The sequence below is a fragment of the Dyella terrae genome, assembly GCF_022394535.1.
Taxonomy (GTDB): Bacteria; Pseudomonadota; Gammaproteobacteria; order Xanthomonadales; family Rhodanobacteraceae; genus Dyella.
Map to the genome: position 1 here is coordinate 1,586,487 of NZ_CP089414.1, position 22,270 is coordinate 1,608,756.

28 protein-coding genes are annotated in these 22,270 nt (G+C 59.4%); 9 read left to right on the forward strand and 19 right to left on the reverse strand.

Features of this window, described 5'->3' with window-relative positions; translation table 11 throughout:
- Positions 1-786 precede the first annotated feature (786 nt).
- Entirely contained in the window at positions 787-1,188 is a 402-nt protein-coding gene (locus DYST_RS06590; RefSeq protein WP_239950827.1) for a hypothetical protein, read from the forward strand.
- Between the two features lie 62 nt (positions 1,189-1,250).
- On the opposite strand, the gene DYST_RS06595 is transcribed toward DYST_RS06590, so the two are convergent.
- The 17 genes from DYST_RS06595 to DYST_RS06675 all read right to left on the reverse strand — a co-directional run bounded on the left by DYST_RS06595 (position 1,251) and on the right by DYST_RS06675 (position 10,748).
- Positions 1,251-1,577: a DUF4279 domain-containing protein gene (locus tag DYST_RS06595; RefSeq protein ID WP_239950829.1), complete on the reverse strand. Its 327-nt coding sequence runs from the start codon at positions 1,575-1,577 to the stop codon at positions 1,251-1,253.
- A gap of 113 nt (positions 1,578-1,690) precedes the next feature.
- Positions 1,691-2,125: a hypothetical protein gene (locus tag DYST_RS06600; RefSeq protein WP_239950831.1), complete on the reverse strand. Its 435-nt coding sequence runs from the start codon at positions 2,123-2,125 to the stop codon at positions 1,691-1,693.
- Positions 2,126-2,196: 71 nt separating this feature from the next.
- Positions 2,197-2,595: a hypothetical protein gene (locus DYST_RS06605; protein ID WP_239950833.1), complete on the reverse strand. Its 399-nt coding sequence runs from the start codon at positions 2,593-2,595 to the stop codon at positions 2,197-2,199.
- 350 nt (positions 2,596-2,945) lie between these two features.
- The gene (locus DYST_RS06610; protein ID WP_239950835.1) at positions 2,946-3,188 is read right to left on the reverse strand and encodes a hypothetical protein; all 243 of its coding nucleotides are present in this window, start codon (positions 3,186-3,188) and stop codon (positions 2,946-2,948) included.
- A 100-nt stretch (positions 3,189-3,288) separates the two neighbouring features.
- A complete protein-coding gene (locus tag DYST_RS06615) occupies positions 3,289-3,510 on the reverse strand; it encodes a hypothetical protein (RefSeq protein ID WP_239950836.1) in 222 nt (73 codons plus the stop codon).
- 54 nt (positions 3,511-3,564) lie between these two features.
- Complete coding sequence (locus DYST_RS06620; RefSeq protein ID WP_239950838.1) at positions 3,565-4,005, reverse strand: SMI1/KNR4 family protein; 441 nt, start codon at positions 4,003-4,005, stop codon at positions 3,565-3,567.
- 84 nt (positions 4,006-4,089) lie between these two features.
- The gene (locus DYST_RS06625; RefSeq protein WP_239950840.1) at positions 4,090-4,587 is read right to left on the reverse strand and encodes a hypothetical protein; all 498 of its coding nucleotides are present in this window, start codon (positions 4,585-4,587) and stop codon (positions 4,090-4,092) included.
- Positions 4,588-4,659: 72 nt separating this feature from the next.
- Positions 4,660-5,346: a hypothetical protein gene (locus DYST_RS06630; RefSeq protein ID WP_239950842.1), complete on the reverse strand. Its 687-nt coding sequence runs from the start codon at positions 5,344-5,346 to the stop codon at positions 4,660-4,662.
- An 89-nt stretch (positions 5,347-5,435) separates the two neighbouring features.
- Positions 5,436-5,708 carry a contact-dependent growth inhibition system immunity protein gene (locus tag DYST_RS06635; RefSeq protein ID WP_239950844.1) on the reverse strand — a complete coding sequence of 91 codons (273 nt, stop codon included), beginning with the start codon at positions 5,706-5,708 and terminating at the stop codon, positions 5,436-5,438.
- 61 nt (positions 5,709-5,769) lie between these two features.
- Positions 5,770-6,195 carry a DUF6228 family protein gene (locus tag DYST_RS06640; protein WP_239950846.1) on the reverse strand — a complete coding sequence of 142 codons (426 nt, stop codon included), beginning with the start codon at positions 6,193-6,195 and terminating at the stop codon, positions 5,770-5,772.
- 501 nt (positions 6,196-6,696) lie between these two features.
- Positions 6,697-7,011, reverse strand: coding sequence for a hypothetical protein (locus tag DYST_RS06645; protein ID WP_239950848.1), 315 nt, complete (start codon positions 7,009-7,011; stop codon positions 6,697-6,699).
- A 64-nt stretch (positions 7,012-7,075) separates the two neighbouring features.
- Positions 7,076-7,354 carry a DUF6881 domain-containing protein gene (locus DYST_RS06650; protein WP_102303455.1) on the reverse strand — a complete coding sequence of 93 codons (279 nt, stop codon included), beginning with the start codon at positions 7,352-7,354 and terminating at the stop codon, positions 7,076-7,078.
- A 72-nt stretch (positions 7,355-7,426) separates the two neighbouring features.
- Positions 7,427-7,708, reverse strand: coding sequence for a hypothetical protein (locus DYST_RS06655; protein WP_239950850.1), 282 nt, complete (start codon positions 7,706-7,708; stop codon positions 7,427-7,429).
- Positions 7,709-7,935: 227 nt separating this feature from the next.
- Complete coding sequence (locus tag DYST_RS06660) at positions 7,936-8,688, reverse strand: hypothetical protein (RefSeq protein ID WP_239950852.1); 753 nt, start codon at positions 8,686-8,688, stop codon at positions 7,936-7,938.
- Between the two features lie 396 nt (positions 8,689-9,084).
- The gene (locus DYST_RS06665; protein WP_102303450.1) at positions 9,085-9,501 is read right to left on the reverse strand and encodes a DUF4260 domain-containing protein; all 417 of its coding nucleotides are present in this window, start codon (positions 9,499-9,501) and stop codon (positions 9,085-9,087) included.
- A gap of 132 nt (positions 9,502-9,633) precedes the next feature.
- The gene (locus DYST_RS06670) at positions 9,634-9,948 is read right to left on the reverse strand and encodes a DUF3011 domain-containing protein (protein ID WP_239950854.1); all 315 of its coding nucleotides are present in this window, start codon (positions 9,946-9,948) and stop codon (positions 9,634-9,636) included.
- A gap of 17 nt (positions 9,949-9,965) precedes the next feature.
- The gene (locus DYST_RS06675; RefSeq protein WP_239950856.1) at positions 9,966-10,748 is read right to left on the reverse strand and encodes a MipA/OmpV family protein; all 783 of its coding nucleotides are present in this window, start codon (positions 10,746-10,748) and stop codon (positions 9,966-9,968) included.
- A 144-nt stretch (positions 10,749-10,892) separates the two neighbouring features.
- On the opposite strand from DYST_RS06675, the gene DYST_RS06680 reads away from it, so the two are divergent.
- From DYST_RS06680 to DYST_RS06705, 6 genes are all read left to right on the forward strand, one after another.
- On the forward strand, positions 10,893-11,648 hold the full coding sequence (locus DYST_RS06680) for a response regulator (RefSeq protein WP_275666937.1): 756 nt from the start codon (positions 10,893-10,895) through the stop codon (positions 11,646-11,648).
- Positions 11,649-11,654: 6 nt separating this feature from the next.
- Entirely contained in the window at positions 11,655-12,980 is a 1,326-nt protein-coding gene (locus tag DYST_RS06685; protein ID WP_239950858.1) for an ATP-binding protein, read from the forward strand.
- A gap of 424 nt (positions 12,981-13,404) precedes the next feature.
- Entirely contained in the window at positions 13,405-14,976 is a 1,572-nt protein-coding gene (locus DYST_RS06690; RefSeq protein ID WP_239950859.1) for a hypothetical protein, read from the forward strand.
- Positions 14,977-15,083: 107 nt separating this feature from the next.
- On the forward strand, positions 15,084-15,923 hold the full coding sequence (locus DYST_RS06695; RefSeq protein WP_239950860.1) for a LysR substrate-binding domain-containing protein: 840 nt from the start codon (positions 15,084-15,086) through the stop codon (positions 15,921-15,923).
- A gap of 189 nt (positions 15,924-16,112) precedes the next feature.
- A complete protein-coding gene (locus DYST_RS06700; protein WP_239950861.1) occupies positions 16,113-17,012 on the forward strand; it encodes a CmcJ/NvfI family oxidoreductase in 900 nt (299 codons plus the stop codon).
- Positions 17,013-17,032: 20 nt separating this feature from the next.
- Positions 17,033-17,647 carry a 2-hydroxychromene-2-carboxylate isomerase gene (locus DYST_RS06705; protein WP_239950862.1) on the forward strand — a complete coding sequence of 205 codons (615 nt, stop codon included), beginning with the start codon at positions 17,033-17,035 and terminating at the stop codon, positions 17,645-17,647.
- Between the two features lie 260 nt (positions 17,648-17,907).
- Here the strand turns inward: DYST_RS06705 and DYST_RS06710 are convergent, their stop codons facing one another.
- The gene (locus DYST_RS06710; protein ID WP_239950863.1) at positions 17,908-18,564 is read right to left on the reverse strand and encodes a hypothetical protein; all 657 of its coding nucleotides are present in this window, start codon (positions 18,562-18,564) and stop codon (positions 17,908-17,910) included.
- A gap of 193 nt (positions 18,565-18,757) precedes the next feature.
- On the reverse strand, positions 18,758-19,459 hold the full coding sequence (locus DYST_RS06715; protein ID WP_102303441.1) for a CerR family C-terminal domain-containing protein: 702 nt from the start codon (positions 19,457-19,459) through the stop codon (positions 18,758-18,760).
- A gap of 98 nt (positions 19,460-19,557) precedes the next feature.
- Between DYST_RS06715 and DYST_RS06720 the strand changes: the two genes are divergently transcribed.
- A complete protein-coding gene (locus DYST_RS06720) occupies positions 19,558-20,697 on the forward strand; it encodes an HlyD family secretion protein (protein ID WP_239950864.1) in 1,140 nt (379 codons plus the stop codon).
- Complete coding sequence (locus DYST_RS06725) at positions 20,690-22,270, forward strand: MDR family MFS transporter (protein ID WP_239950865.1); 1,581 nt, start codon at positions 20,690-20,692, stop codon at positions 22,268-22,270. Before DYST_RS06720 ends, DYST_RS06725 begins: the two co-directional genes overlap by 8 nt.

A 22,270-nucleotide genomic window follows, 5' to 3' on the forward strand; every position in this document is an offset into this window, starting at 1 on the left:
GTCATCGAGGATGTACAAACATTGGTGTCAGCGGGCTCAGCCGGCTGAGAGACTAGGGGAGATGGGTACTCGAGGGATCAATTCGCAAGCGCCGGGCCACGGGCCCAGCTTGGCCTCGCCCTAGCGGCCCACGAAGGTCAGCTATGGGTTGCGTGCTCAATGGGTCAACGCAACACCTTGGCGATATGTCAGCAATGGGGCCATGTAGCGTTCCCGCACTTTCCAGCTTAGTGTGCCTGAGCACCGGATGGACTAGACACCCACTCGAACGAGCCCTCCCCTTGCACATCCAGGCCAAACTCAGGATTTCGTCCGAGCAGCGTGTGACACAACCTCTTCCAGTGTTCTCAGCACCTCATCTGACGAGTAGTACCTCCCAGATTGACGGGCGCGAGTTCCCGCCTCAATGGCGCGCACTATCGCCTCTCGGCGCACGAGTTCACGGCGAAGTGTTCTTTCTACGAAATCAGACGCCGCACTGCCGTCGCCGAAATCCCTCTTGATGGCTTGCAGCAAGTCAGCGTCCAACGGGATATCCCAACTGGATCGATTACTCACAACGACCTCCTCAATCTGCTTCTTTGAGCATGAAAGCACCCTTAGGGGTATACGCCAGCTGAGACCACCTATCGACGACCCATTCTACCGCTCCTCTGTCGGGAAGCTCCGCGCAATAAGCCCCTCTGCAAGCGGACTGACCCAGATGTTGCCGCCTTAGCCCTGTTCCGGGATAACTTCATTGCCCATCGAAGCACAAAACTCTCGATGAGTGAGGAGCACACCACCATGGCTCTGGAACATGAGCGGATCGAGCGCTTACTCGACCGCGCCCGCACGCTGCTTAATCGCTACAGCTACATGCGCGATGCGTCGTTTTTCAGCATGACGCCGCTGGGACACGATGCGGTCGAGACGATCTTCAAGTGCGTGCAAGGGCACCTCAATCACCTGCGCGAGCGGTACAAGGCGGAGGCTGCTTCCGCAGAAGCCCGAAGGTTAGAGTTCGAGCTAGCCTTGCAACATATCAACGCCACCGCGGAAGGTCGTGAGGAAGAGGCCCGTGCCGAGCGCAAAGCCCTGGCGGAGCAATTCGGGCTCACCATAAACGACGCTGGCGACCGTTTCGGAGTCGTGATCTTCCGCGGGCCGAAGGCATCCGCTCCGGATGGGGAACCGTCGACGTCGTGACACTACCTTGATGGTCGAGATTTCCTCATAAACGAGGTATCAAAAGTGTTCACGACATGGCTTCACCGCAACGGCAGAATGTGCGCGTGTGGTGGACTGCCCAGGCAGACTACGGAACCGACTGTTGCCCAGGCGCTCATGTCGCCGGTCAGCCTCCCAAGAAGTTCGTCAATCTGACCGGGCAGGTCCTCCGGATCCCGCTGCGCTGCATGGAGACGCCACAAGCCAGTTCTCGCGACGCGAACAGCTCCTGTTGTCCGTCCGACAATTTCCTCACCCGTCCGCTGCGACGCCGTTGGCTCGCAACCAAGTAGCGCGGTAACTTCCTCGGGATTGAGGGAGTCACCGATGACGCGAATCGTCGCCTCAGACCGTTCGAATGTCCCCACGCGTAAACCTCTCTCCCTAGTTAAGGCCGAGACCTAGACTACGTAATGTCTGCTTTGGGTCGAAAGCGGACCTAATTCCCGGGCCGCACGTTCTCACTTTTTTGGATAGACCGCTAGCGCGACTTAGTGACTTGTCGCATGCGCTCAGTGACTGGCGAATCAGGCCATGTCGACGACGTTGGAGAGAAGTAGATCTTTCTCCCAAAGGCGCAGGGAACAGCCAGGCGCACAACGACGGAATTCCCCCTGCCGGTAATTACCTTGACCGATTCGATGTGATCCATGGGGACCTCGACGCGGCGTGCCCCACGGATCGCGGTAAGTGAGTTGCCGTTGTCGAGCACAATATCCATGAATCGTGCCTTCACCGCCCAGAGAAGAAGGGCAGAGAAACTGCCAATCATCATTGGAATAACAGCGACAGACACCGCCTCGCCCCGAGCAAGCAAGTTGATTGAAATAATGGTGAACGCGAGCGCCATAAAGATCGGAAGAGCTCGCTTGTTCCAAAAGGGGCTTCCCGACAAGGCAACCGTACCGTTAGTCACACCCACTCCCTCACAAGGCTATCGAATCTGTCCGCTTCGGGTCGCAAGCGGACATAGATCATGGCCTGTTGCTAGCCGCCCTTTGGGCAATTTGTCTGGGTAAACGCCGCGACATTCAGGATGCTTTCGCCGAACCCCCAGCCCTTCAGGGTGAATTTCCCAACCATGGTGTCATCGCAAAGAAGGATGTCTCGGGGTTGTGGCCCATCCAACTGGCAGATGGCGCCAAAGCTTGAATTTCGATCCAAGGGAAGAAGGCGTACGACCATCTTGCACGCGCGAACAGTCTGGGGAAATCCAAGGCGCGCTAGGCTCTCGTTGAAGTGAACACGCTGGGCTTCAATGAGCGCCGGATCGTTCACTGCCTCAAATGACGCCTCCTCGCTTTGTGCCGGAACGGCAGGCGTGATAAGCGCGCACGTCACTGCCAAGGCAAAACCACCTTTTGATAGTGGACGCAGAAACTTCAACAGCTTCCTCATCATCTCTCCCCATGTAGGTCCGCTTCGGGTCGCGAGCGGACCTTGAAACGTGCCCCTGCCAATGTTCTCCAACCTGGGCGACGAGACCCAAAGCAACGCCAATCGAGAGCGGGGCGCCAAGCAGCGTTGCTGCAAGCCCTTGCTGGCTATTTCCCGCAGTCAGCGACGCTTGTGCAGCCTGGATGCCAATTGTGGCCAGTTGCCGCGCATACGATAGCTATAGCGATGAGCACAGCGAGTGCAGCAAGCATAGTCGTCTTCTTCATATCACTCCCCTCACGGACTCACAAAGGTCCGGACGCAGCCGCAGAACTTTCCGCTTGGGGTCGAGAGCGCACCTATTGGCGCACCTCAACACCCCGAGACAATAGAACCAGTTGCTCATTGGCGTGCGGATAGTGGACTAACCCGGCGAAGTTTGTATCGATCAGCGCTCCGCTTTCCAGATAGTCCCATTCCCTCTCTTCATACCCGGGCAAATAGCTTTTATCTTCGATGGAAGCGACAACGACGCCTCGATACAAGTCATAGATCTGCACGATGTCACCCGCGCGAACAATCTGTCCGTCCTTGTACTTCATCGCTCCCCCATTTACCCGCGACCAGCATCGTTTCCCTGGGATGTCCGCTTTGGGTCGAAAGCGGACATGCCGCCCGTTACTAAACCGTGATTGAGGCGGGTCAATGTAGCCCTGCGGGCTTGAGCTCAGGGTGCCGTGCGTAAAGAGGATTCATGATCTCAAGGAGCATCTCACCCAAAACCTTTGCTGCCGCCAAACGATATCGCTTGAACTCGTCCTCAGGACAATTTTCCATGACGAGAATGATCGAGTCATTTAGCTTTTCCGAGTACTCAAGCATCAAGTCGCTAACCGCCTTCGCGACGTTGTCATTTCCTATCATATGGCCTTCCTTTCCGGGATGACTGAAGTGCCCACTTCGGGTCGAAAGTGGACCTTAGCCACCTTGGGACAAACGCCGCCCGAGAAAATCCTTCAGGCTCGCAGCAAACCAGATGCGCCCGTCCGTCTCATGCTCCCAGCGAAAAATGTCTGACCGACGGATCGAGCCGTTGCCTTGCACCGCAAACGCAAACAAGTCGCCGCCACCATCATCGCCAAAGAACAATAGATTCCCAAACGGCATGTAAAGGTCTCTAAGGCTGTCAGCATCTCTCATTCCCTGATTTCGGTGTAGTAGCTCTGAAGCTGACCAGACGACATTAGCCCCGTAGTCCGCGACAACTCCATCGCACTCACCCAGGAGAAGCTTCAGCTCTGCAGGCAGAGCTATTCCAAGATCCTTTTCTACCCGCGTCACCTCTTCAGGACTTGCAGGCAATCCAAATCGTGCATCGCTCGCTAGCGCTGCGATGTATCCCGCCCAAGATCCAGTCATGTCGCCTTCCTTTGCGCTATTCAAATAGCGCCCGCCTTGGGTCGAAAGCAGACATCCAAGATGCTCTTGAAGTTCGATCAGTTTCTACCTGGCAAAGCTAAACGGGTAGAAATCCTCGTTGGCGCCCTTCAAGCCAAGATAGACCCCGTATGAATCGTTGGCGCCAAGGTCGATGGATCTAGCCTTTAGCGTCTTGCCGTCCTGACTCGCCTCCACGCCATAGACGTGCAACGGCTTCATGTCAGGCACGTCAACAACAAGCTGAGCCTTTTTGTAGCTCACTAATCCGTTGTCAAAAATCCTGTATCGCAAGGTGAAGTGGTGCTCTCCAGGCTTGACTCTCACGCCCATCGGGCACCTTTTAACTGGACACCCCGTATCATCGCCATCAACGGAAACGATCAAGAAGTCATCATTGCTCGTTGGATGTTGGTCACCGCGATGTAGGGCGAAAGGAGAAAAAATAGCAGTTTGATCCAGCGGATAGGTTGGGTCTTCATATGCAGACATGGGACGAGCGGCCTCTTGAAGCGAGCAGGCCCCAAGCATGAGTGTCGAGACAGCCACATAAAATTTGCGCATTACTCCCCCTTTATAGATGCGCTTGATGCAATATCCGCTTCGGGTCGAAAGCGGGCACGTCGATCGCAATAATCAAATCTGCTTTGGAGTCAGGTCTTTGCTCTCAGTCCGTGCCGCAGCGTCGCAACGGGCGGTAGTAGCCCAGATCATTCGGGTGTTCACCACGAAGTGCAGAACCGCCCAATAAAGACACAGCGTGCCAAAGGGCACAAACCAAGCAAAAACTGGCATTACCAACCTCGAATTCATGATGCCAACGAAGGGCCTCATGCGGTCTTGGGTGATCGGGAAAAAACCACCGTTGAGCAACGTTGGAAGGTGAATGATCCGGAATTCGGCGAGCATGTAGGCAAACACCGCGATGCCAAAAAAGAAGAGCCTTCGCTGACGGCCGCTGACGCGGTTCCTTTTGTACCACTCATGCATGGCGATCCTGGTTGGCAACGAAAATGGGCAATAGCCAACGAACAGTATCCATGCGTAAAAGGGCACGGACAGCCACTGCACCGACATCACAAAGGCCGCGGCGTCACTGAAGGCCGAGTACTGCGAAGCGTTGCGTACGGCAGGTATAAGGCGAGCTCCATAGTCGCCAAGACTTCCAAGAACTGGGACTTCCGAAACTAGCGGGAACGCCCAGAGACAAAGATACCCAAGCGCCAAGAAAATCCCGGCAGCCAACAGAAACGGCCTTAGGTAGAACGCCCCCTTAAGTGCAAGCCGTCTCTTCTGCATGTACGGACTACGAAATTCGTTCAAAACTTCCCCCCAAATTCTTCGCTTCAAACCGTCGGTAGACCCGCGTCTGTGAGTGTCCGCTTAGGGTCGGAAGCGGACATTGCGCGGCGTTATCGCAGAGTATCCGCGACCTCGAACAACCACGCGCGATACAAGTCGTTCGCGCCCGGCCAGTAGTAGCACCCCAGCTGACTCAGTTTGGCAGCGAGGGAATCATCGTCGGGGTAGCGCCTGATCAATTGCACGATCTCCTCCGCAACACGCCCCGCCTCCAAGTCCGTCCCCTCGGCACGATATCGCCCGACGACTGCCTGCCAGGAAGATTCGTCCTCAGGCCAGTCTTGATGAAAGTAGCCACCAAAGAATTGTTCAAGCAGCTCCACGACGCCCCCTGCTTCAAATTTCCGCTAGGTCCGCTTCGGGTCGGAAGCGGACACTCTCACATCAAACGGGACTTGCCGTCCCAAAATAACCCTCGGCTCTGCGGGCCAGATCGTCAAGCTGCCCTGCCTCAACGATCAATGAGGTCTCCGCCCTCCACAAATGGGGAGCATCAACACCTCTGAGGCAAATGCGCAGTCGAATATGCCCAAGTGAGTCAGCAGCCTCCGCTTCTAGACGCAAATGGCCTTCCAAGGATTCATGATCCTTGACGCCCTGCCAGCCCCGCCAATGGGCGGCCAGATCCCTGAAAAAGGCAGCCCAACGGTCAGGCCGAACGTCGTAGACCTTCGTGACAGCGTTCAGCTCGTGCGATGAAACGCTCGCGGAGAACGAGCAGCCGTCATAGCCCGTCAAATCAGCGGGGATACTGCCCTCGAATCGAAAGGTAGTGCTGCTGTTTACGTCCTTGATCAAGAAGTCCGACATGCGCCCAGGTCCATGGTGTGCTCGTGATTCGGTGAACTGTCAGCTTCGGGTCGGGAGCGGACCTTAGGCATGGTGCCGAGTTAGATCTCTAGCGCCCAGTCCTGTTTAGGCCTCATCACTCATCCTCTCCCTGAACTCAGAAAGAGGTATCCGCTCCGACCCCTGGATTGGCTGAATGAATGCAGCTCCAAAGCCGCGAGCTTCGATAGCTTCGGCAGCTTCTATGGCCTCTGCGGCAGAGTCGACCGTCATTCGCCCCCACCAATGCCCGGCCTCGTATTCCTAGATCTTATAAGCCACGCCGGCGCCCCCTATTCATTCCTGTAAATAACGGACATCACGTTCCCCCTTGTAAGGTCCGCTGTGGGTCGCAAGCGGACCTTAGCAGCATCGTCAAACCTTGCCCTGCCGAAGATCCGCAAACCGCTTGGCGAAGGCCCGAACTCCGGCGTCAGCCGCAGGGTTCAGGACAACACCTTCAAGGGAAGCGAGGAATCTGGCTCAATCCGCATTCCCAAGCCCGCCGTTGAGGATTCGGTTTGCCATCCATACGCCTCTAAGGCTGGGGGCTCTCCGGAGGGAGAACAGAAGCCTAGCCTTGTACTCGGGATAAAACTGCTCAACGAAATGAACTAGGGAGCCAGGAACCCCCAGATCGGCCACAGGATGTGCCTCGAAGAATTCGAAAACTCGATCGATGCACCCGTGTACGTCGGACGTATCAAGACGACCAATCAGACCATCGACGGATGCGTCAAAGTCATCAAGGTCAGGATCGAGTAATTGAAGCGCGACTCCAAATTCACCCGCATTCATCCGAATTCCTTGTCCCTCAGAAGGGTCCGCTCTGGGTCGAAAGCCGACCTCACAAAACTACTAGTCAGTCGAGCCCCTGTTCCGACCACAACGCTTGGAAAGCACCGGGATCCATAGCCTTCGCTGTGAACTCTCGGTCTTGGTTAATTTCGTCGACGGATGGAACGGGCTCTAGACCCAAGGCGGTGTCGAGTGTCGCTCCTGCCGCCGAGGCCGCCCCGACTCGCCCATCGCGATAGAACTCCAGCTTTCGATGCTCCCAACGCTTCTCGTCGAGCTCAGATACCAAACGCACTGGGTAAGCTGGATTGTCGTGGTGCCAAATCACGTCAATGTAGATCATTGCCCCCTCCGGGCTCTCCGGCTCTTTCTCAAAAGGTCTGCTTTGGGTCGAAAGCGGACATACGCAAGTTAGTCAGTTGTCCGCCTGGTCATCCCAAAACAGCTCAACCCTCTCTCCGTCAATGATCAGTTGGCCCGTGACCTCGTCTACCTCGTCGGCGTTGATGACCGGCCGCGGAAACCCCTCCTTATCTGCCTGAGAGATCTCCGGCCACTCCCGCTTAGCCAGCGCGATGGCCTTCTTGAAGGCTTCGTTGGGTCCCTCGGCAAAGACGAGGCCGCTTAGCTCAAATCCAAGGACGCGTTCGCCACGAACGAAACCCTCTCCATAACCTAGAACCTGCCAAGTTTTCATCGAGCGTCTATCCTTTGGGTCACTGCGAAGTGATGTCCGCTGTGGGTCGAAAGCGGACCTTTCACGCTTACGTCCGTTGATCCAAATAGGTGACGCCACGAGCCGAAATCGCCAGAGTTTTAGGCCCGCCACCTTCGACGAAATCGGCCAGGGACCCTCTGGTCCCAGTTCTCTCACCGATCGACCCACCGAAGTATCAAGGCTGGACAAGCCCTGCCTCAAGTGAATCATTCCCCGAAATTACGCACCGTCATGGGCCCTACCGTGAGGGTGTCTGCCCCCGCCATCAGATCGGCCGGAACATGGTCGCAAGGTGGCGTAGCACTGAGCGCCGCGAACAATGGCTGGTCTATCGGCTCGCCCTTGGCTCCTGTCGCACGCACCACCTTGCCGGACTCATCCACGGAAACGACAACCTCAACAGGATGCTGCAACTTGATTCTTGGCATATCCCACAGCAGATGAAAGGAACATTGCTTGGCGTACTCAGCACGCTGCATGGGAAGCCCCACCGTTGCCTCCCACTGCTTGTCCGACTTGGCGGAATCATTCTCTATCTGGGATTTTGACGCCTGGCTTGCTGCCCTGGCCTGGCGATCACTGGCGCTCGCAGGATGGAAGACAATCTGGATCTCTCGCTGATAGACGTTCTCAAAGCCGTGGTAAGGAAGAGGTCCGGATTGGCGCACAGCGTCGACGAGATCCGCGCGACCTGCCTCGTTGAAATCGCACTCCGGCAAAATCTCGACGCTCTGAATGTCGCCTCCACGCAACTGGATGATCCGTGCCGTGCAAGCTGAGCCCGGCTCCAGTTCGGCGCTGAAGGAATAACGCTCCCAGTGCCACTGGATGACCGTAAAGATCGCCTTGGCGTAATTGCTGGATACCGAGTCAGCGACCTGGGCGTGACCGTCCGTTGCCGGAATGATCGACGCTCCAGCCAACAAGGTGATTCCCGCGATGAAAAACTTCTGCCGCACTGCATCCCCCCTTGCCGTTTCCACGGCATGAAACCTACGCTCCCATCCGCCCTGGATCGAAAGCGGACCACTCGCCTAATCCAGCTGACGAACCCATGCGCCCTTTCGTCCGCTATGGGTCGGAAGCGGACCTTCTAAGAATATAGCCACAAGCGTCCGCCTGCGCGCGAGCTCCCCATCAAAGGGGAGGTCAGCGCTTACGGATCGGACGTTCAGCCCAACCGGAATCCGCGTTGACGCCAATGGCGCTGGTAGAGCGCGTACGCTCACAGGTTTGTCGGAGATACGATCATCTGTGGCTGCACTGTCCGGAACGCCATGGATAGTGGCTGCTGATACCCAACGCTTGAGGTCAGTAGCCTCGCGCGAGGCTCGCATCGAATGATGCGAAGGGCATCAGGGGCATACCTCTTCTTCAGCACCAGAAGTAACAAGCGGAATGTGGCCCATACGACCAAGGTGAGTAAGGCCAAAGCCAGCCGAATACTTGAGGCCATAGCCGAGAGTTCGGTCGAAACCCACGTGTGCGCACCAAATAAGCCCTATGCAGAGCATGGTTGGTGCCGGAAGTACCGTGCCGACGGCAAGGCAAACGATGGCGCCAATATATGAATGCGCCAGATTGTAAGTGACGGCACCGACTTTTGAGCCTCTGAGATAGCCGATAAGCGAAAGGTCTGGCGTAAGGAAGAACAGGGCAAATGTCCCCCAGCCAAAACCGTATTTCGAGTACCCCAACAACGCCGCGACCAGAACACAAAGCCCTTCCAGCCTAAGCACGACTCGCACAGCGCCTACCGTTGCACCAGGCATGCAATGTTCCTCAAAATTCGTTCTAGTGACTTCCAGAAATCGCACAATCAGCAGTCCGGTGCCATCACCGCAAATCCCTGAATCCTGTTGGATGATGTGGGTGTCGGCACCGGACCAATAACGAAGGGAAAGTCAGTCAACGAGGACGTCGAAATCCGCACGGCATCCCTTGTCCACCCAGATACCGTGGCGTGACCATCCCCAGCTGCTGCCGTACTCGCACTTGGACACAGACCGGCGTTCGCGCAGACGCGCCTTAAGCAATCGACCGTCGACGTCGCAGTGCCGATAGGCGTTGCTGTCACTGGCGCAGGACAATGTCTGCGTTTCGCCACGACCGTGTCCACGGTCTCCATCGTGCCACTGAGGATCGGCGGCACAGCCGGCAAACAGGATCAGTCCGAGCAGTGACGTGTAGAAAAGAACGCGAGAAAAGGTGAGGTACATGATTGTCGCTCCTCTCTTCAGAACCGGTAATCAACGGAAGCACTGGCGAGATACCCGGTTCTCTTCTGCACGATCGGGCTATTGGCAACATCCTTGAGGTAGCGCACACCTTCAGCGCTGAAGCGAGTCATCCAGTGTTCGCCGAAGCGATGTGTCCATGTGACGCCTGCAGCGGCCGCGTTCAAGCCGGCCCCCGGCAAGAACCTTTGAAAATGCGTATTCGCGGCCTGTACGGAAGTCACGCCGAAGTAGGTCTGGTTGTACTTGTCGTTGCCGTAATGCAGGGCTGCGTTGAGATCGATGCTGTCGCGCGCTCCGCCCCACGCGAGCACGTGACCCGTAAGGTGGTAGCTCATGCCGTAATCTGCGTGATTCATGGACTTGCTTGCGATAAGCCCGATGTCTGCGCGTTGACCGATCTTGACGCCGAAGCCCACGTTGGCGAGCACGGAGGGTTTGATGTCACCCATGCCCTTCAAGAAATCGGAACCAGGGCGCGCGACATCATCCTGGTCCTTTCGACCTGGATCCATGCCTGCAGAAGTGGTCACGAAAAGGTAATCAGTGAGCCGGAAGCGGAAGCCAGCGCCCTGCGTGCCGTCGATGAAGAAGCCATTATCGAAGGCAAACGAGGCATCAACTAACGGAGTCACCCGATACTCGTTACTGCCAGCGTAGCGAGGCAGGTAGGCGACGCCGCCGCCAACGTAGGAGGTGCCGACATTCGCGTCCTGAGCGTGAACGGTTGGCGTGAACAGTGGCAGCGCGAGCACAAGGTACGAGAGGCGAAACGATTTCAAGGGAGGCACTCCTGGCCATGGGGACGGGCCAGAATCGTAGGCACCTCATGGCCAGAGGTGTGTGGGGTCTTTGTGGGACAAATGTGCCTATCTGTAATCGCCCGCTACAAATAAACACAATTTCGAAGTCGTTTTCGATTGTTGATGCGCCTGGGGCGATGTTACGTTGGCGTAATTAAGGTTCGTGATGCCATGCATAAATTACTTCTCATTGAGGACGATCATCGCCTTGCGTCTCTCGTATCGGAATTTCTGAGCCGATATGAGTTCGACGTCTCCATCTGCCCGCGCGGCGACACCGCCGTAGCCGCATTCCATGAAGTTTCGCCTGTGGTGGTCGTACTCGATCTCATGCTGCCAGGCATGGACGGCGTAGAGGTTTGCAGGCGACTTCGGCAACTAGGGGACACTCCTATCGTGATGCTTACGGCGCGCGCCGATACCATGGACCAGATTGCTGGCTTGGAGATCGGTGCGGATGACTACGTGCTGAAGCCAGTAGAGCCAAGACTCCTCCTCGCACGCTTGCGCGCAGTGATGCGTAGGCATGTCTCGCCCGAACGAACCGATGATGCTTCGCGCGAGCACGTGATGATTTTTGGAGGTCTTCGCATCGACGAACTATCACGCGAGGTCACCTGGAAAGGCGCGGCCGTGGAGCTCAAGACCACCGAGTACAACCTGTTGCTGGCCTTTGCCAGGGCACCGGGCCGCGTACTAAGTCGCGACGAGCTGATGAAGCAGCTACGCGGTATCGAGTTCGACGGGCTTGACCGGACGATTGACGCGGGCGTGTCGCGATTGCGCAGGCGGTTCGACGATTTGGCGCAGGAGCCTCAGAAGTTGAAGACCGTGTGGGGCAAAGGCTACCTGTTCAATCCGTACGCGTGGGAGGACTGACCGGCCATGCTGCGTACGTTTTACAAGCTCTATCTAACGCTTATCGCCAGCATCATCCTGGCAGCGTTCGTCGTCGTTCCTGGCATGCAATACATGCTGATTCCCAGGTTGACGCCATCAGACGCAAATGATCTACGTTCGACCATGTATATCCTGCGCGATATGCTGTCCGTTCAGGACGAGGCCAAGCGAGAAAAGGCCCTCGATGAAGTACAACCGACGCTCACTATGGTTCGCTTCGACCTGCTTGATCGATCGTCTGTCGTTCTGACGGACGACCAGCAGCGCCATCTGGATCTCGGATATGCGGTCGACATCGATACTCCCGGCACCATCCTTCTTGCTATCCCTCCCTCTCATCAATTGCTGCGCACGCGCGACCTGCAGGCGCCGGGTGCAAGCTCCCTGTTCCGTGTCGTCGCGTGGACCGTGGTGGTCGCCATGCTGCTTGGCGGCCTGTTCTTTTGGCTACGGTCCCATTGGCGTGACCTCGAAATTCTTCGCGAGGCCGCTCAGCGCTTCGGTGACGGGCAACTCCATGTGCGCTCCGGTTTGTCGGCGCGCTCCAGCGTAGCGCCTCTGGCAACGCGCTTTGACAGTATGGCGAGCCGCATCCAGACCCTCGTGTCGACCCAGAGCGAGATGATCAACGCGATATCGCATGAGCTGCGCACGCCTATCGCCCGTTTCGGCTTCGCCCTGGCACTGTTGAAATCGGCCAGGGACGAAGGAGAACGGCGCCGCCACATCGCAGCCATGTCAGATGACATGGCTGAGTTGGACCAATTGGTCAGCGAACTGCTGTCATACGGTGCCCTGGGGCAGCCAGGCCGCGACCCGGAGTACTGCCAGGTCGATATCGCGGAATTCATCGACAGTGTGATCGGCAGCCTCGCGCTGGAGATGGAAGCGCGTGATATCCACTGCCGCGTGACCATTCTTCCGACCGGAGCGATGGCGCCCATCGACCCGAAACGCTCAGCGCGCGCCTTGATCAACATCGTTCGCAACGCGATGCGTTATGGACGAAGCCAGATCAACATCACCGTGACGATGACCGGTGAAATGCTGGTCATCCATGTCGATGACGATGGTATCGGTGTGCCAGAGGCTGATAGGAAGTCCATCTTCGAACCTTTCCATCGACTCGACCGTAGCCGTGACCGTAGTACCGGTGGCTTTGGTCTCGGACTGGCGATTGTCCGGCGCGCCATCACGTCACAAGGAGGCAGTGTCGAGGTTGATGATTCACCGACCGGCGGAGCTCGTTTCACGCTGCGGTTGCCCGTTTCTACGGACGTAGAAAGTACAGCGAATACCAAAGCAAAATAGGAAAGGACCGCACTGATCAGTGATCAAACTCCTCAAACGCAGACTTAAACCACTGACAGCTCAATTGAACGCTTCAATGCCTGTCTTTCGAAGGCAGGCTCGGCTACGGGCACGTTGTCCCATGTGATGGGTGCTGCGTAATGGAGAAAATTTCAGCGCATGCCGTTTTGTGCCTGCCCACGTGAATGGCCAATCAAAGCGCGCCGCGGTGGACACCGACAAATGGGCTACTCATCACACTTGCGGCACGGAGATCTAGCCTGGGATGAATTGCCTCGGAGACAAGGCACTTGGAGGATCAGGGTGCCTCGGCGAGTATCGATCTAGGCCAAAGGTCAGGCCATGACTTCTCGCAGGCGTCGCCACCCGGTCGTACGCGTAGCCTGCGCCTCGCCCACTTCCGGGTACCTTCGGTGCATAGCTCATGGATCGTCGCGAACGCGGTGGTGTCGAGTTTCCCCTGGTTCTTGCAGGACTCTTTACAGTGGCCGTTGCCCTGCCCGCTCACGCGACACCGGCGCCCGCAGACGGAACACCCGTGGCAGCCAAGGGCCAGCCTGGTTGCGACACACAGGACGCGCGCAGCTGTACGGAGCTCGCCCTCGCAGCCATGGGTGGGCGCGAGCGGCTCGCCGGCATCACCCATGCGCATTACCAATTGACGAGTCATGTAGCGCTGACCGAGCAGTCCTATCGGCAACAGCCGTTCATCACGGCTTATGAGCGCGACGACCTCACACTGGATTTCACGAACGGACGCCTGCTCCGCGTGGCGCATGTCACCTGGCCGGAATCGGATCCCCACCAGTCGGAGATCACCCAAACCCTGGTCGGTGGGCCCGACGGCGGTGTCTATCGCACAGAAAAGGGCGATGCGCCGTGTTCGCTGAGTGATCTCGACAGCAACGCCGATGCGCTGGCACTTGGGCCAGAACGTCTGCTGCTGACAGCACTCGCCGCGCCGGACCTACATTTCGCCAAGGCACAGTGGCTGCGCAGTACTCCACACAGCGTGGTCGAGTTCACGTGGCACGGTACGTCCATACGCGTACTGATCAACGCGAACAACCACCTGCCGGATGCGATGGAGAGCACCCGCAACTTCCATGACTTCTGGTTCGCCTGGGGCGATGTGCGTCAATTGGTGTACTTCGACAACTGGCATCTGTTCCACGGTTTGGTACTGCCGACCAATCAGGTGGAATTTCGCAATGATGTGCCATGGCAATCGACGCAGATCACCGATGCCAGCTTCAACGATCCGCTCGACGACAAAAGCTTTTCGATGGATGCGAAAATCGCGGCCAAGAGTGGGCAGTCCAAGGGTTGGGAGCGCCCCTTCAGCGACAAAGCGCGGACGGAACTCGCGCCGGGCATCGAGTTGTTCCAGGGCTCATGGAACACCACGCTGATCAAGCAGGATGATGGCGTGCTGGTGCTGGAAGCGCCGATCTCGCCGATGTTCGCCCAAGGCCTTTTCGCCAAGGCGCACGACGAATACCCGGGCCAGCCGATTCGCGGCGTATTGACCACCTCTGACTCCTGGCCCCATGCCGCTGGTGTACGTCAGGCCGTGGCTGAAGGCTTACCGGTGTACGCGCTCGATCTCAATCGCCCTCTGTTGGAACGCATGGTGGCCGCACCGCACCACCTGCGTCCCGACCTGCTCGACACACAGCCGAAGGACGCGCATTGGAACACCGTGTCCGGTGCTCTGGCGCTGGGTCAGGGCGCCAATCGCGTGGTGCTCTACCCGTTGCGCGGCGCATCCACCGAACGCCAGTACATGGTGTACTTCCCTCAGCGTCACCTGCTCTATGCGAGCGACACGCTGGCACTCAGCGGCAAAGACACCCTCTACGATCCGCAATTGATGCATGAGGTGGTGCAGGCAGTGGAGCGTGAGCACCTCGCCGTCGACACGGTGTACTCCATGCACCAGGGGCCACTGGCCTGGGCCGAGGTGATCAAGATGGTGAATGCGTCGGTGTATTGAGGTTCTGCACGGGCAGTGATGGCGTCTCCCGATTCACGCCGGCATCGGGGGACTACCCGCCCGCTCATGCTGCGCTGCTACCCTATGCCTTCGCATGAGGAAAGCGCATGCCTGACAGCTTGCTGCCGTTGAACGCCTTGATGGAACCGCTGCGCGGCTTCGTGGCCGTGGGCAGACATATGAGCGTGACGCTCGCTGCGCAGGAGCTATGCCTGACGCAATCGGCCGTCAGCCGGCAAGTGCAGGCACTGGAACAACGGCTGGGCGCGAAGCTACTGCGCCGGGGGCATCGTTCGGTCACCTTCACCGCCGAAGGGGAACGCTTGTTTCGCGATGCGGATCTGGCACTGCGCCAGTTACAGCAAGCCGTCGCCGCCGTAGCGACCTCCACGACGACGCGGCCGGTTACCTTGAGCGCAAGCATTGGCCTCACCGCACTATGGCTGTTGCCACGTCTCGGGCGTTTCCAGCAACGGCACCCCACCATCGACTTGCGTGTGGCGGCGAGCAATCGTCTGGTGGATCTGCCCGCCGAGAATGTCGACCTCGCGATCCGTTATTGCGCCCACGCCGATGCACCGGCCGGGGCACGGCATCTGTTCGACGAGCGGATCGCTCCGGTGGCCAGCGCCCTGCCGAAACGACGGCGCCTGCGCACCCCCGCCGATCTGGATGGACAAGTGCTGCTGGAGTACGAAGATCCCCAGCGATCCTGGCTGCAATGGCGCGACTGGCTTCAGGCACGAGGCTGGAAGGTCAAGCCCAAAGCGATCCTGCGCTTCAACCAATACGATCAGGTTGTGCATTCGGCTCTCGCCGGCCAAGGCATTGCCTTGGGGCGTTTGCCACTGTTGGGCCAGTGGCTCAAGGACGGCCATCTGCGCACGCTGGATACGCCACGGGCGCCGCAAGGCACCGACCACGCTTATTTGGCTGCTACAGGGTGACGACGCGCCACGTGACAGCGTGAGCGCCGTGATCGCCTGGCTACTGAGCGAGAGTGCGGCCACCTAACGCATCGCCGCTCGCATGCACCATATGCATGTGAAACGTGCGCCTTTTTCGTTTGAACACCTGTGCCATGCGGCATCCAATAACCGCACGCGCCACTTGCCCGGCGCCGCACCGGAATCCTCATGTCCTATCCTCCCGATACCACCCACGCGTCTTTGCTGCACTCGACAGCACAACGATGGTCCGCGCCAGCACCATCGACTGTGGAAGCTACGTTGAGCTATCTCGTGCCCGGTGATGCCACGCCGGTGCAATACGCCTACGAACCACCTGCTGGCGTACCGTGGGAAAGCGGTCATTTCGATGACGTACCCATCCCCATTGGCGACGCGCGCCAAAGGGATAGCCAGCCGTCCATTCAACGCGAAGGGTTCGAACTGTGGGATGCCCCCACGGCGCTGCGCATCGACCATGATGACGAGGCGATCCGCCGGCTCTACTACCCAGAGCTGGAAGCGCTCGTGTTGTCGGTAACGGGCGGCCATCGCGCCTACGTCTTCGATCACCTCGTGCGCCGACGCGACCCCATCCATGCGGGATTGGATTTCGGACGGGCCAAGCGTGGAGAGACGGCTGCGCCGAATGCACGCATCCACACCGATTACACCGAACGCTCCGGACAACGCAGGCTCGGCCTCGTGCTGGGCACGCATATGCCTGCAGGCCCTGCTCCGCGTTTTTGCATCGTCAACGTATGGCGCTCGTTGCGTGGCCCGGTGCTGGATACGCCGTTAGCCGTCTGCGACGCGCGCAGCGTCGACGCTGGCGAACTCATCGAGGCCGAAGTGCGCTACCCCCGCCGCCAGGGCGAGATCTACCTCGTCGCGCGGGCCCCGCGACATCAATGGTGGTACTACGCCGGTATGGATCTGCATGAAGCGCTCGTCTTCAAACAGTATGACTCACGCCTCGGCGGCGTTTCCCGCTTTGTGCCCCATGCCGCGTTTGCCCATCCCGACGCACCGAAAGACGCACCGCCACGCGTCAGCATCGAGGCGCGTTGCCTGGTGCTGTTCGACTGATCCCCTAGGAAGAGAAAACCATGATCGAGTGCTGGTTCGAATTCGCTAGCAACTACAGTTATCTCAGCGTGATGCGCATCGAGCAGGAGGCGCTCGCACGCGGTGTAACCGTCGTGTGGCGGCCCTTCCTGCTCGGGCCGATCTTCCAGTCCCTCGGCTGGAACAATTCCCCCTTTGTCCTGCAGCAGGCCAAGGGCAACTACGTCTGGCAAGACATGCCCCGCCAATGCCGCAAGTACGGCTTGCCCTGGCAGCAGCCCAGCCAGTTCCCGCGGCGCTCGGTGCTGCCCACACGCATTGCGCTGCTCGGCGAGGATCAACCATGGATGGGGGCTTACTGCCGCCGCATCATGCAGATGAATTTCGCTGAGGACCGCGATATCGACAACGTCGAAACCGTCGGCGAAGCACTCACCGAACTTGGCTTGCCCGCCGATCAGTTGCTGCAGGATGCCGGTACTGAGGCCAACAAGCAGCGCCTGCGCGATCGCACAGAGCTCGCCAAGGCGCGCGGCATCTTCGGCGCCCCGACGTTCTTTGTTGGCAACGACATGTACTGGGGCAACGATCGGCTGGACGACGCGCTGGCAGATGCGGCGACCGCGCACCACACCCGGCGAGGCCATACCGTCTGAGCGGCCACGTCGCGGAGAAACCGGAGGCCACGTGCGCGCTCGCCAAGCGTCGTGCTCTCCGGTGACGCCAACACCGACAGATCCATCAGCAATGCACCACAATCAGGCGCACTGAAAGGCTGACACGCCGCCTCACGGACCTTTGGTACGGTGTCCATGTCGCCTACCGTGTCCATCACCCCGGCTCGGCGGACGGCCATGGCAGCCTTGCCGTGCAAGGCGGGCTGCAGGTATTCCTACCACCTGCAGCCCGCTATCCATCATCCACCGGATAGACGTCGGCTGGCGGCCAGCCACGCCGCCAGACACGCCAGCTTCTGCTCCTTCCGCCATGGCTTCCAGCGGGAGATTCCCAGCGTTTTGAGCCGGTCGCTGATATCCACCGACGACACGCCAAGCTCCGTCGCCGCCAGCTCAGGCAGTGACTTTTCATCCAGCTCGACCCGCTCAATGTCGCAATCGGAACACGCCGAACGAAGCGCATCACGCACCGCCAGCGCTTCCGCCACTGGCACGTGCTCCGCCCATTCCAGGCTGTACTCGAGAAGGTCGGTGATCCAGCCTGCGCGATTCACCAGCAACGCAACGACGACCGTCGCATATCCTGCCGCGGCCATGTCACTAAGCATGGCCTGCAGCCCTTTCGTTGCAGCCGCGTCCTGGTGCCTGCGCCCTTCCTCCACCGCAGCTATCGCGTCGGCGGACGCCTTACCCTCCGGCCCGCGGGGCATCTCGGCAGCAACGCGGTAGGGTTCGAAGGAGAGCCGATCGCTCTCGGCTCCGGTGACAAGCACAGTGGAGAGCACGACCTGCGGCACGCCATTCTCCACGGCCACACACACCGCCACCGCGCCACCTTTGTGCGCACGCAACCCGAGGGCAACCATGCGTGACGGGTGCTGTCTTGCGGGTGTCATCCGTGGCTCCCAGGGCGATGCCCTTGGCCATTCGTTGCCGAGATCCGATCGATCATGACGACCCCCCTCGCCATCCGCGGCGACCTTTACCGACGAACGAGTTGTCCGGAGATCGACAACTTCGCCGATTCTTCCATGATCGAGGTGAAGAATCCGAATGGCCGTCTTCCGGGCGCGGGTAACGTTGTGGCGATCAGCCCGCAGCCTGCCAGCTCTCCAGCAATGTACGGGTCTGCTCGATCACCGTGGCCTTGAGCAAGGCGCCCTTGGCGGCGTCGATCTCTTTCCAACCCAGCTCATCGAGACAGGCTCCGGGTGGGTAGAAGAACAACAGGATCTGCCCCTTGAGGGTAAGCAGCCGTATCCGCGTTAACTGATCGCGTGAGGTGGTGCCAGTGATACGCGCCAACAGAGCAAGCCGCAGCTTATTTAGTGGCTGCTTAAGGCGCTGCTTCAATAGCTTGGAAGCGCCACTGGGTTCCTCGCCGACCATGTCCCGCGTCACGAACAGGCGCCGGTGGGCCGCTTTGGAGTCGGTCAGCACCAGATCCAACGTCACCGCGTGGATCTCCAGGAAAGCATCGATCAGGGCACTCGTGTCGCCCTGACGTTTCAACACAGCGAGCGCCCGCTGCATGGACGGCTCGAAACGGGCGCGAATTTCGTCGGCGATGAACTCGGCACAAGCGTGATACACGCCGTCCTTGTTCTCGAAGTAGTACTGCAACGCGGGGGCATTGACGCCCGCCTCCGCCGCGATATCACGCGTCGACGCGCCGGCGAAGCCGTGCTCGCCAAACAACTTGATGGCCGCATCGATGATCCGCTGACGCGTCTCATCGCCGCGTGCGTAGCCGCCGGCCGGGGAGCGTCGGGGACGCCTGGGTTGGCTCATGCACGGGTCTCCTTCGTGTGCCTGACGAATATATCATTTGACAAAGTTATTCCAATCGGAATAAATCTTCCAGCTGGAATACATTTGGACACCTCCCCATGCCCGCCCCCTCCGGCTCCACGCCCGGCGAAGCCACGAAAGACCCCGTCACCCCATCCTCGCGCCGATCGAAGGCGGGCAAGATCCTGCTGCCCGTGGCCATCGTGCTGGCCGTGATCGCCCTGCTGGCCCTCGGCTATTGGTGGGCGGTTGGTCGTTTCATGCAAAGCACCGACGATGCGTACCTGCGGGCGGACAACGTCACGGTGGCGCCCAAGGTCAGTGGCTATGTCACCGATGTCTACGTGGGTGACAACGTGACGGTAAAGGCCGGTGACCCGCTGGTTCGCCTGGACGGGCGTCAATATCAGGCCGCATTGGATCAGGCGCAGGCCACCGTCGATGCGCGTGACGCGGATATCCAGCGCGCGCAGGCGGGCATCCTGCAGCAGCGCGCCGCCATCGAACAGGCCAAGGCCCAGCAACAGGCCGCACAGATCAGCAGCCGACACGCGGAAGATGAAGTACGCCGCTACGGCCCGCTGGCCAGCACCGGCGCGGAAAGCAGCGACCAGCTGTCGGTGCTCATCAGCAATCGCGATCAGGCGCAGGCCACGCTCGCCGCCGACACGGCAGCGCTCGACCAGGCGCAGGCAAGGATCGCCGACCTCAACGCGCAGATCGCCCAGGCCCATGCACAACTGGAAGCAGCGCAGGCCTCGGCGCGGCAGTCCAAGCTCGACCTGGAAGACACCTTGATCCGCAGCTCGCTCGCCGGCCGCGTGGGCGATCGCTCGGTACGCGTCGGGCAGTATGCGCAGCCCGGCACGCGAATGATGACGGTGGTGCCGGTGCAAAACGTGTATCTCACCGCCAACTTCAAGGAAACCCAGATCGGCCAGATGCGCGCGGGACAGCGCGCCAGCGTGCATATCGACGCCCTCCCCGATACCGAACTGCATGGCGTGGTCGAGAGCTTTGCCCCAGGCACAGGCGCGGAGTTCGCGCTGCTGCCACCGGAGAATGCCACCGGCAACTTCACCAAGATCGTGCAACGCGTACCGGTGCGCATCCGCCTGGATACCGACGAGCAGACCCGCAAACTACTGGTGCCAGGACTGTCGGTGACGGTGAAGGTGGACACCCGCACGGCACCTGACGATGGCAAGGCCGCGTCAACGGGAAGCAGTCATGGCTGAGGCAGCTGCCCAGCCTGCCAGCCATCCTGAGCGTGCCAGCGTGGCGGACTGGATCGCGGTAGCGGCCGGTTCGCTGGGCGCACTGATGGCCACGCTCGATATCTCCATCACCAACTCCGCACTGCCGCAGATCCAGGGTGAGATCGGCGCCACCGGCACCGAGGGCACCTGGATCTCCACCGGCTACCTGATGTCGGAGATCGTGATCATCCCGCTCGCGGCGTGGCTGACGCGCGTGTTCGGTTTGCGCAATTTTCTGCTCGGTTGCGCGGTGCTGTTCATCCTGTTTTCGATGATGTGCGGTATCTCCACCACCCTGATGGCGATGATCATCGGACGCATCGGCCAGGGGCTTACCGGCGGCGCGATGATTCCCACCGCGCAAACCATCATCCGCAGTCGCCTGCCGCTGTCGCAAATGCCCATCGGCATGACGGCCTTCGGCTTGATCGTGCTGCTGGGGCCGCTGCTCGGTCCGGTGCTGGGCGGCTGGCTGACGGAAAACATCAGCTGGAGCTGGTGCTTCTTCATCAATCTGCCGGTGTGTATCGGCCTGATCACCCTGCTGCTGGTCGGCCTGCCGTCGGACAAACCGCACTGGGAAGCTCTGAGAAAAGCCGACTGGCTGGGTGTGTTCGGCCTCTCTATCGGGCTCAGCTCACTCACCGTCGTGCTCGAGGAGGGTCAGCGCGAACGCTGGTTCGAGTCCAGCATGATTATCTGGCTCAGCCTGCTGTCCTTTGCGGGCATGATGCTGATCGCGATCTCGCAGTTCACCGCGAGCAAACCCGTGATGCGCCTGAGCTTGCTGAAGAACCCCCGCTACGCCAGCGTGATCTTCATTGTGCTGGTGGTGGGTGCAGCGCTATACGGCGTGATCTACGTGATCCCGCAGTTTCTGGGCCTGATCGCGGGATACAACGCGGAACAGTCCGGCTGGGTCATGTTGGTATCCGGCGTGCCTGCCTTCTTGATGATGCCGCTCTTGCCACGACTGCTCGGCAAGGTGGACTTTCGCATCCTGGTGATCACCGGCCTGCTGTGTTTCGTAGCGAGCTGCATGCTGGATATCCACCTGACGGCGCAGTCGGTAGGTCACGATTTCTTCTGGTCACAGCTAGTACGTGGCGCCGGCCAGATGCTGGCGATGATGCCGTTGAACCAGGCCTCGATGGCCGCCGTATCACGCGAAGAGTCGGGCGATGCCGCCGGCATTTACAACATGGCGCGAAACCTCGGCGGCTCGATCGGCTTGGCCATCATCGGCACCGTGATCGATCGGCGTAATACGTTTCACGTGGCCACCATCCGCGAGTCGCTTTCGGCCAACTCGGTACTGGGTCAAGACCGCATGGCGGCCAACGCCGCGGGATGGTTCGCGCAAACCGGCGACATGGCGTACTCGAAGATGCGCGCCCTCGGCCAACTGGCGGCACAGATCCAGCAGCAGGCATTGGTGATGACGTACTCGGAAATTTTCTACGTGCTGGGCATCGCCCTGCTCTGCTGTATACCGCTGGCTTTGCTGCTGAAGACGCCCAGTCACCATGCGCCACCAGCGACGGGCCATTGA

Excerpts from the sequence above, each read along its gene's own strand:
- DYST_RS06590 (WP_239950827.1), top strand. The coding sequence starts at position 787 with ATGGCTCTGGAACATGAGCGGATCGAGCGCTTACTCGACCGCGCCCGC.
- DYST_RS06610 (WP_239950835.1), bottom strand. The coding sequence starts at position 3,188 with ATGAAGTACAAGGACGGACAGATTGTTCGCGCGGGTGACATCGTGCAG.
- DYST_RS06615 (WP_239950836.1), bottom strand. The coding sequence starts at position 3,510 with ATGATAGGAAATGACAACGTCGCGAAGGCGGTTAGCGACTTGATGCTT.
- DYST_RS06620 (WP_239950838.1), bottom strand. The coding sequence starts at position 4,005 with ATGACTGGATCTTGGGCGGGATACATCGCAGCGCTAGCGAGCGATGCA.
- DYST_RS06625 (WP_239950840.1), bottom strand. The coding sequence starts at position 4,587 with ATGCGCAAATTTTATGTGGCTGTCTCGACACTCATGCTTGGGGCCTGC.
- DYST_RS06640 (WP_239950846.1), bottom strand. The coding sequence starts at position 6,195 with ATGTCGGACTTCTTGATCAAGGACGTAAACAGCAGCACTACCTTTCGA.
- DYST_RS06645 (WP_239950848.1), bottom strand. The coding sequence starts at position 7,011 with ATGAATGCGGGTGAATTTGGAGTCGCGCTTCAATTACTCGATCCTGAC.
- DYST_RS06650 (WP_102303455.1), bottom strand. The coding sequence starts at position 7,354 with ATGATCTACATTGACGTGATTTGGCACCACGACAATCCAGCTTACCCA.
- DYST_RS06655 (WP_239950850.1), bottom strand. The coding sequence starts at position 7,708 with ATGAAAACTTGGCAGGTTCTAGGTTATGGAGAGGGTTTCGTTCGTGGC.
- DYST_RS06665 (WP_102303450.1), bottom strand. The coding sequence starts at position 9,501 with ATGCCTGGTGCAACGGTAGGCGCTGTGCGAGTCGTGCTTAGGCTGGAA.
- DYST_RS06670 (WP_239950854.1), bottom strand. The coding sequence starts at position 9,948 with ATGTACCTCACCTTTTCTCGCGTTCTTTTCTACACGTCACTGCTCGGA.
- DYST_RS06680 (WP_275666937.1), top strand. The coding sequence starts at position 10,893 with ATGCGCCTGGGGCGATGTTACGTTGGCGTAATTAAGGTTCGTGATGCC.
- DYST_RS06685 (WP_239950858.1), top strand. The coding sequence starts at position 11,655 with ATGCTGCGTACGTTTTACAAGCTCTATCTAACGCTTATCGCCAGCATC.
- DYST_RS06690 (WP_239950859.1), top strand. The coding sequence starts at position 13,405 with ATGGATCGTCGCGAACGCGGTGGTGTCGAGTTTCCCCTGGTTCTTGCA.
- DYST_RS06695 (WP_239950860.1), top strand. The coding sequence starts at position 15,084 with ATGCCTGACAGCTTGCTGCCGTTGAACGCCTTGATGGAACCGCTGCGC.
- DYST_RS06700 (WP_239950861.1), top strand. The coding sequence starts at position 16,113 with ATGTCCTATCCTCCCGATACCACCCACGCGTCTTTGCTGCACTCGACA.
- DYST_RS06705 (WP_239950862.1), top strand. The coding sequence starts at position 17,033 with ATGATCGAGTGCTGGTTCGAATTCGCTAGCAACTACAGTTATCTCAGC.
- DYST_RS06710 (WP_239950863.1), bottom strand. The coding sequence starts at position 18,564 with ATGACACCCGCAAGACAGCACCCGTCACGCATGGTTGCCCTCGGGTTG.
- DYST_RS06715 (WP_102303441.1), bottom strand. The coding sequence starts at position 19,459 with ATGAGCCAACCCAGGCGTCCCCGACGCTCCCCGGCCGGCGGCTACGCA.
- DYST_RS06720 (WP_239950864.1), top strand. The coding sequence starts at position 19,558 with ATGCCCGCCCCCTCCGGCTCCACGCCCGGCGAAGCCACGAAAGACCCC.
- DYST_RS06725 (WP_239950865.1), top strand. The coding sequence starts at position 20,690 with ATGGCTGAGGCAGCTGCCCAGCCTGCCAGCCATCCTGAGCGTGCCAGC.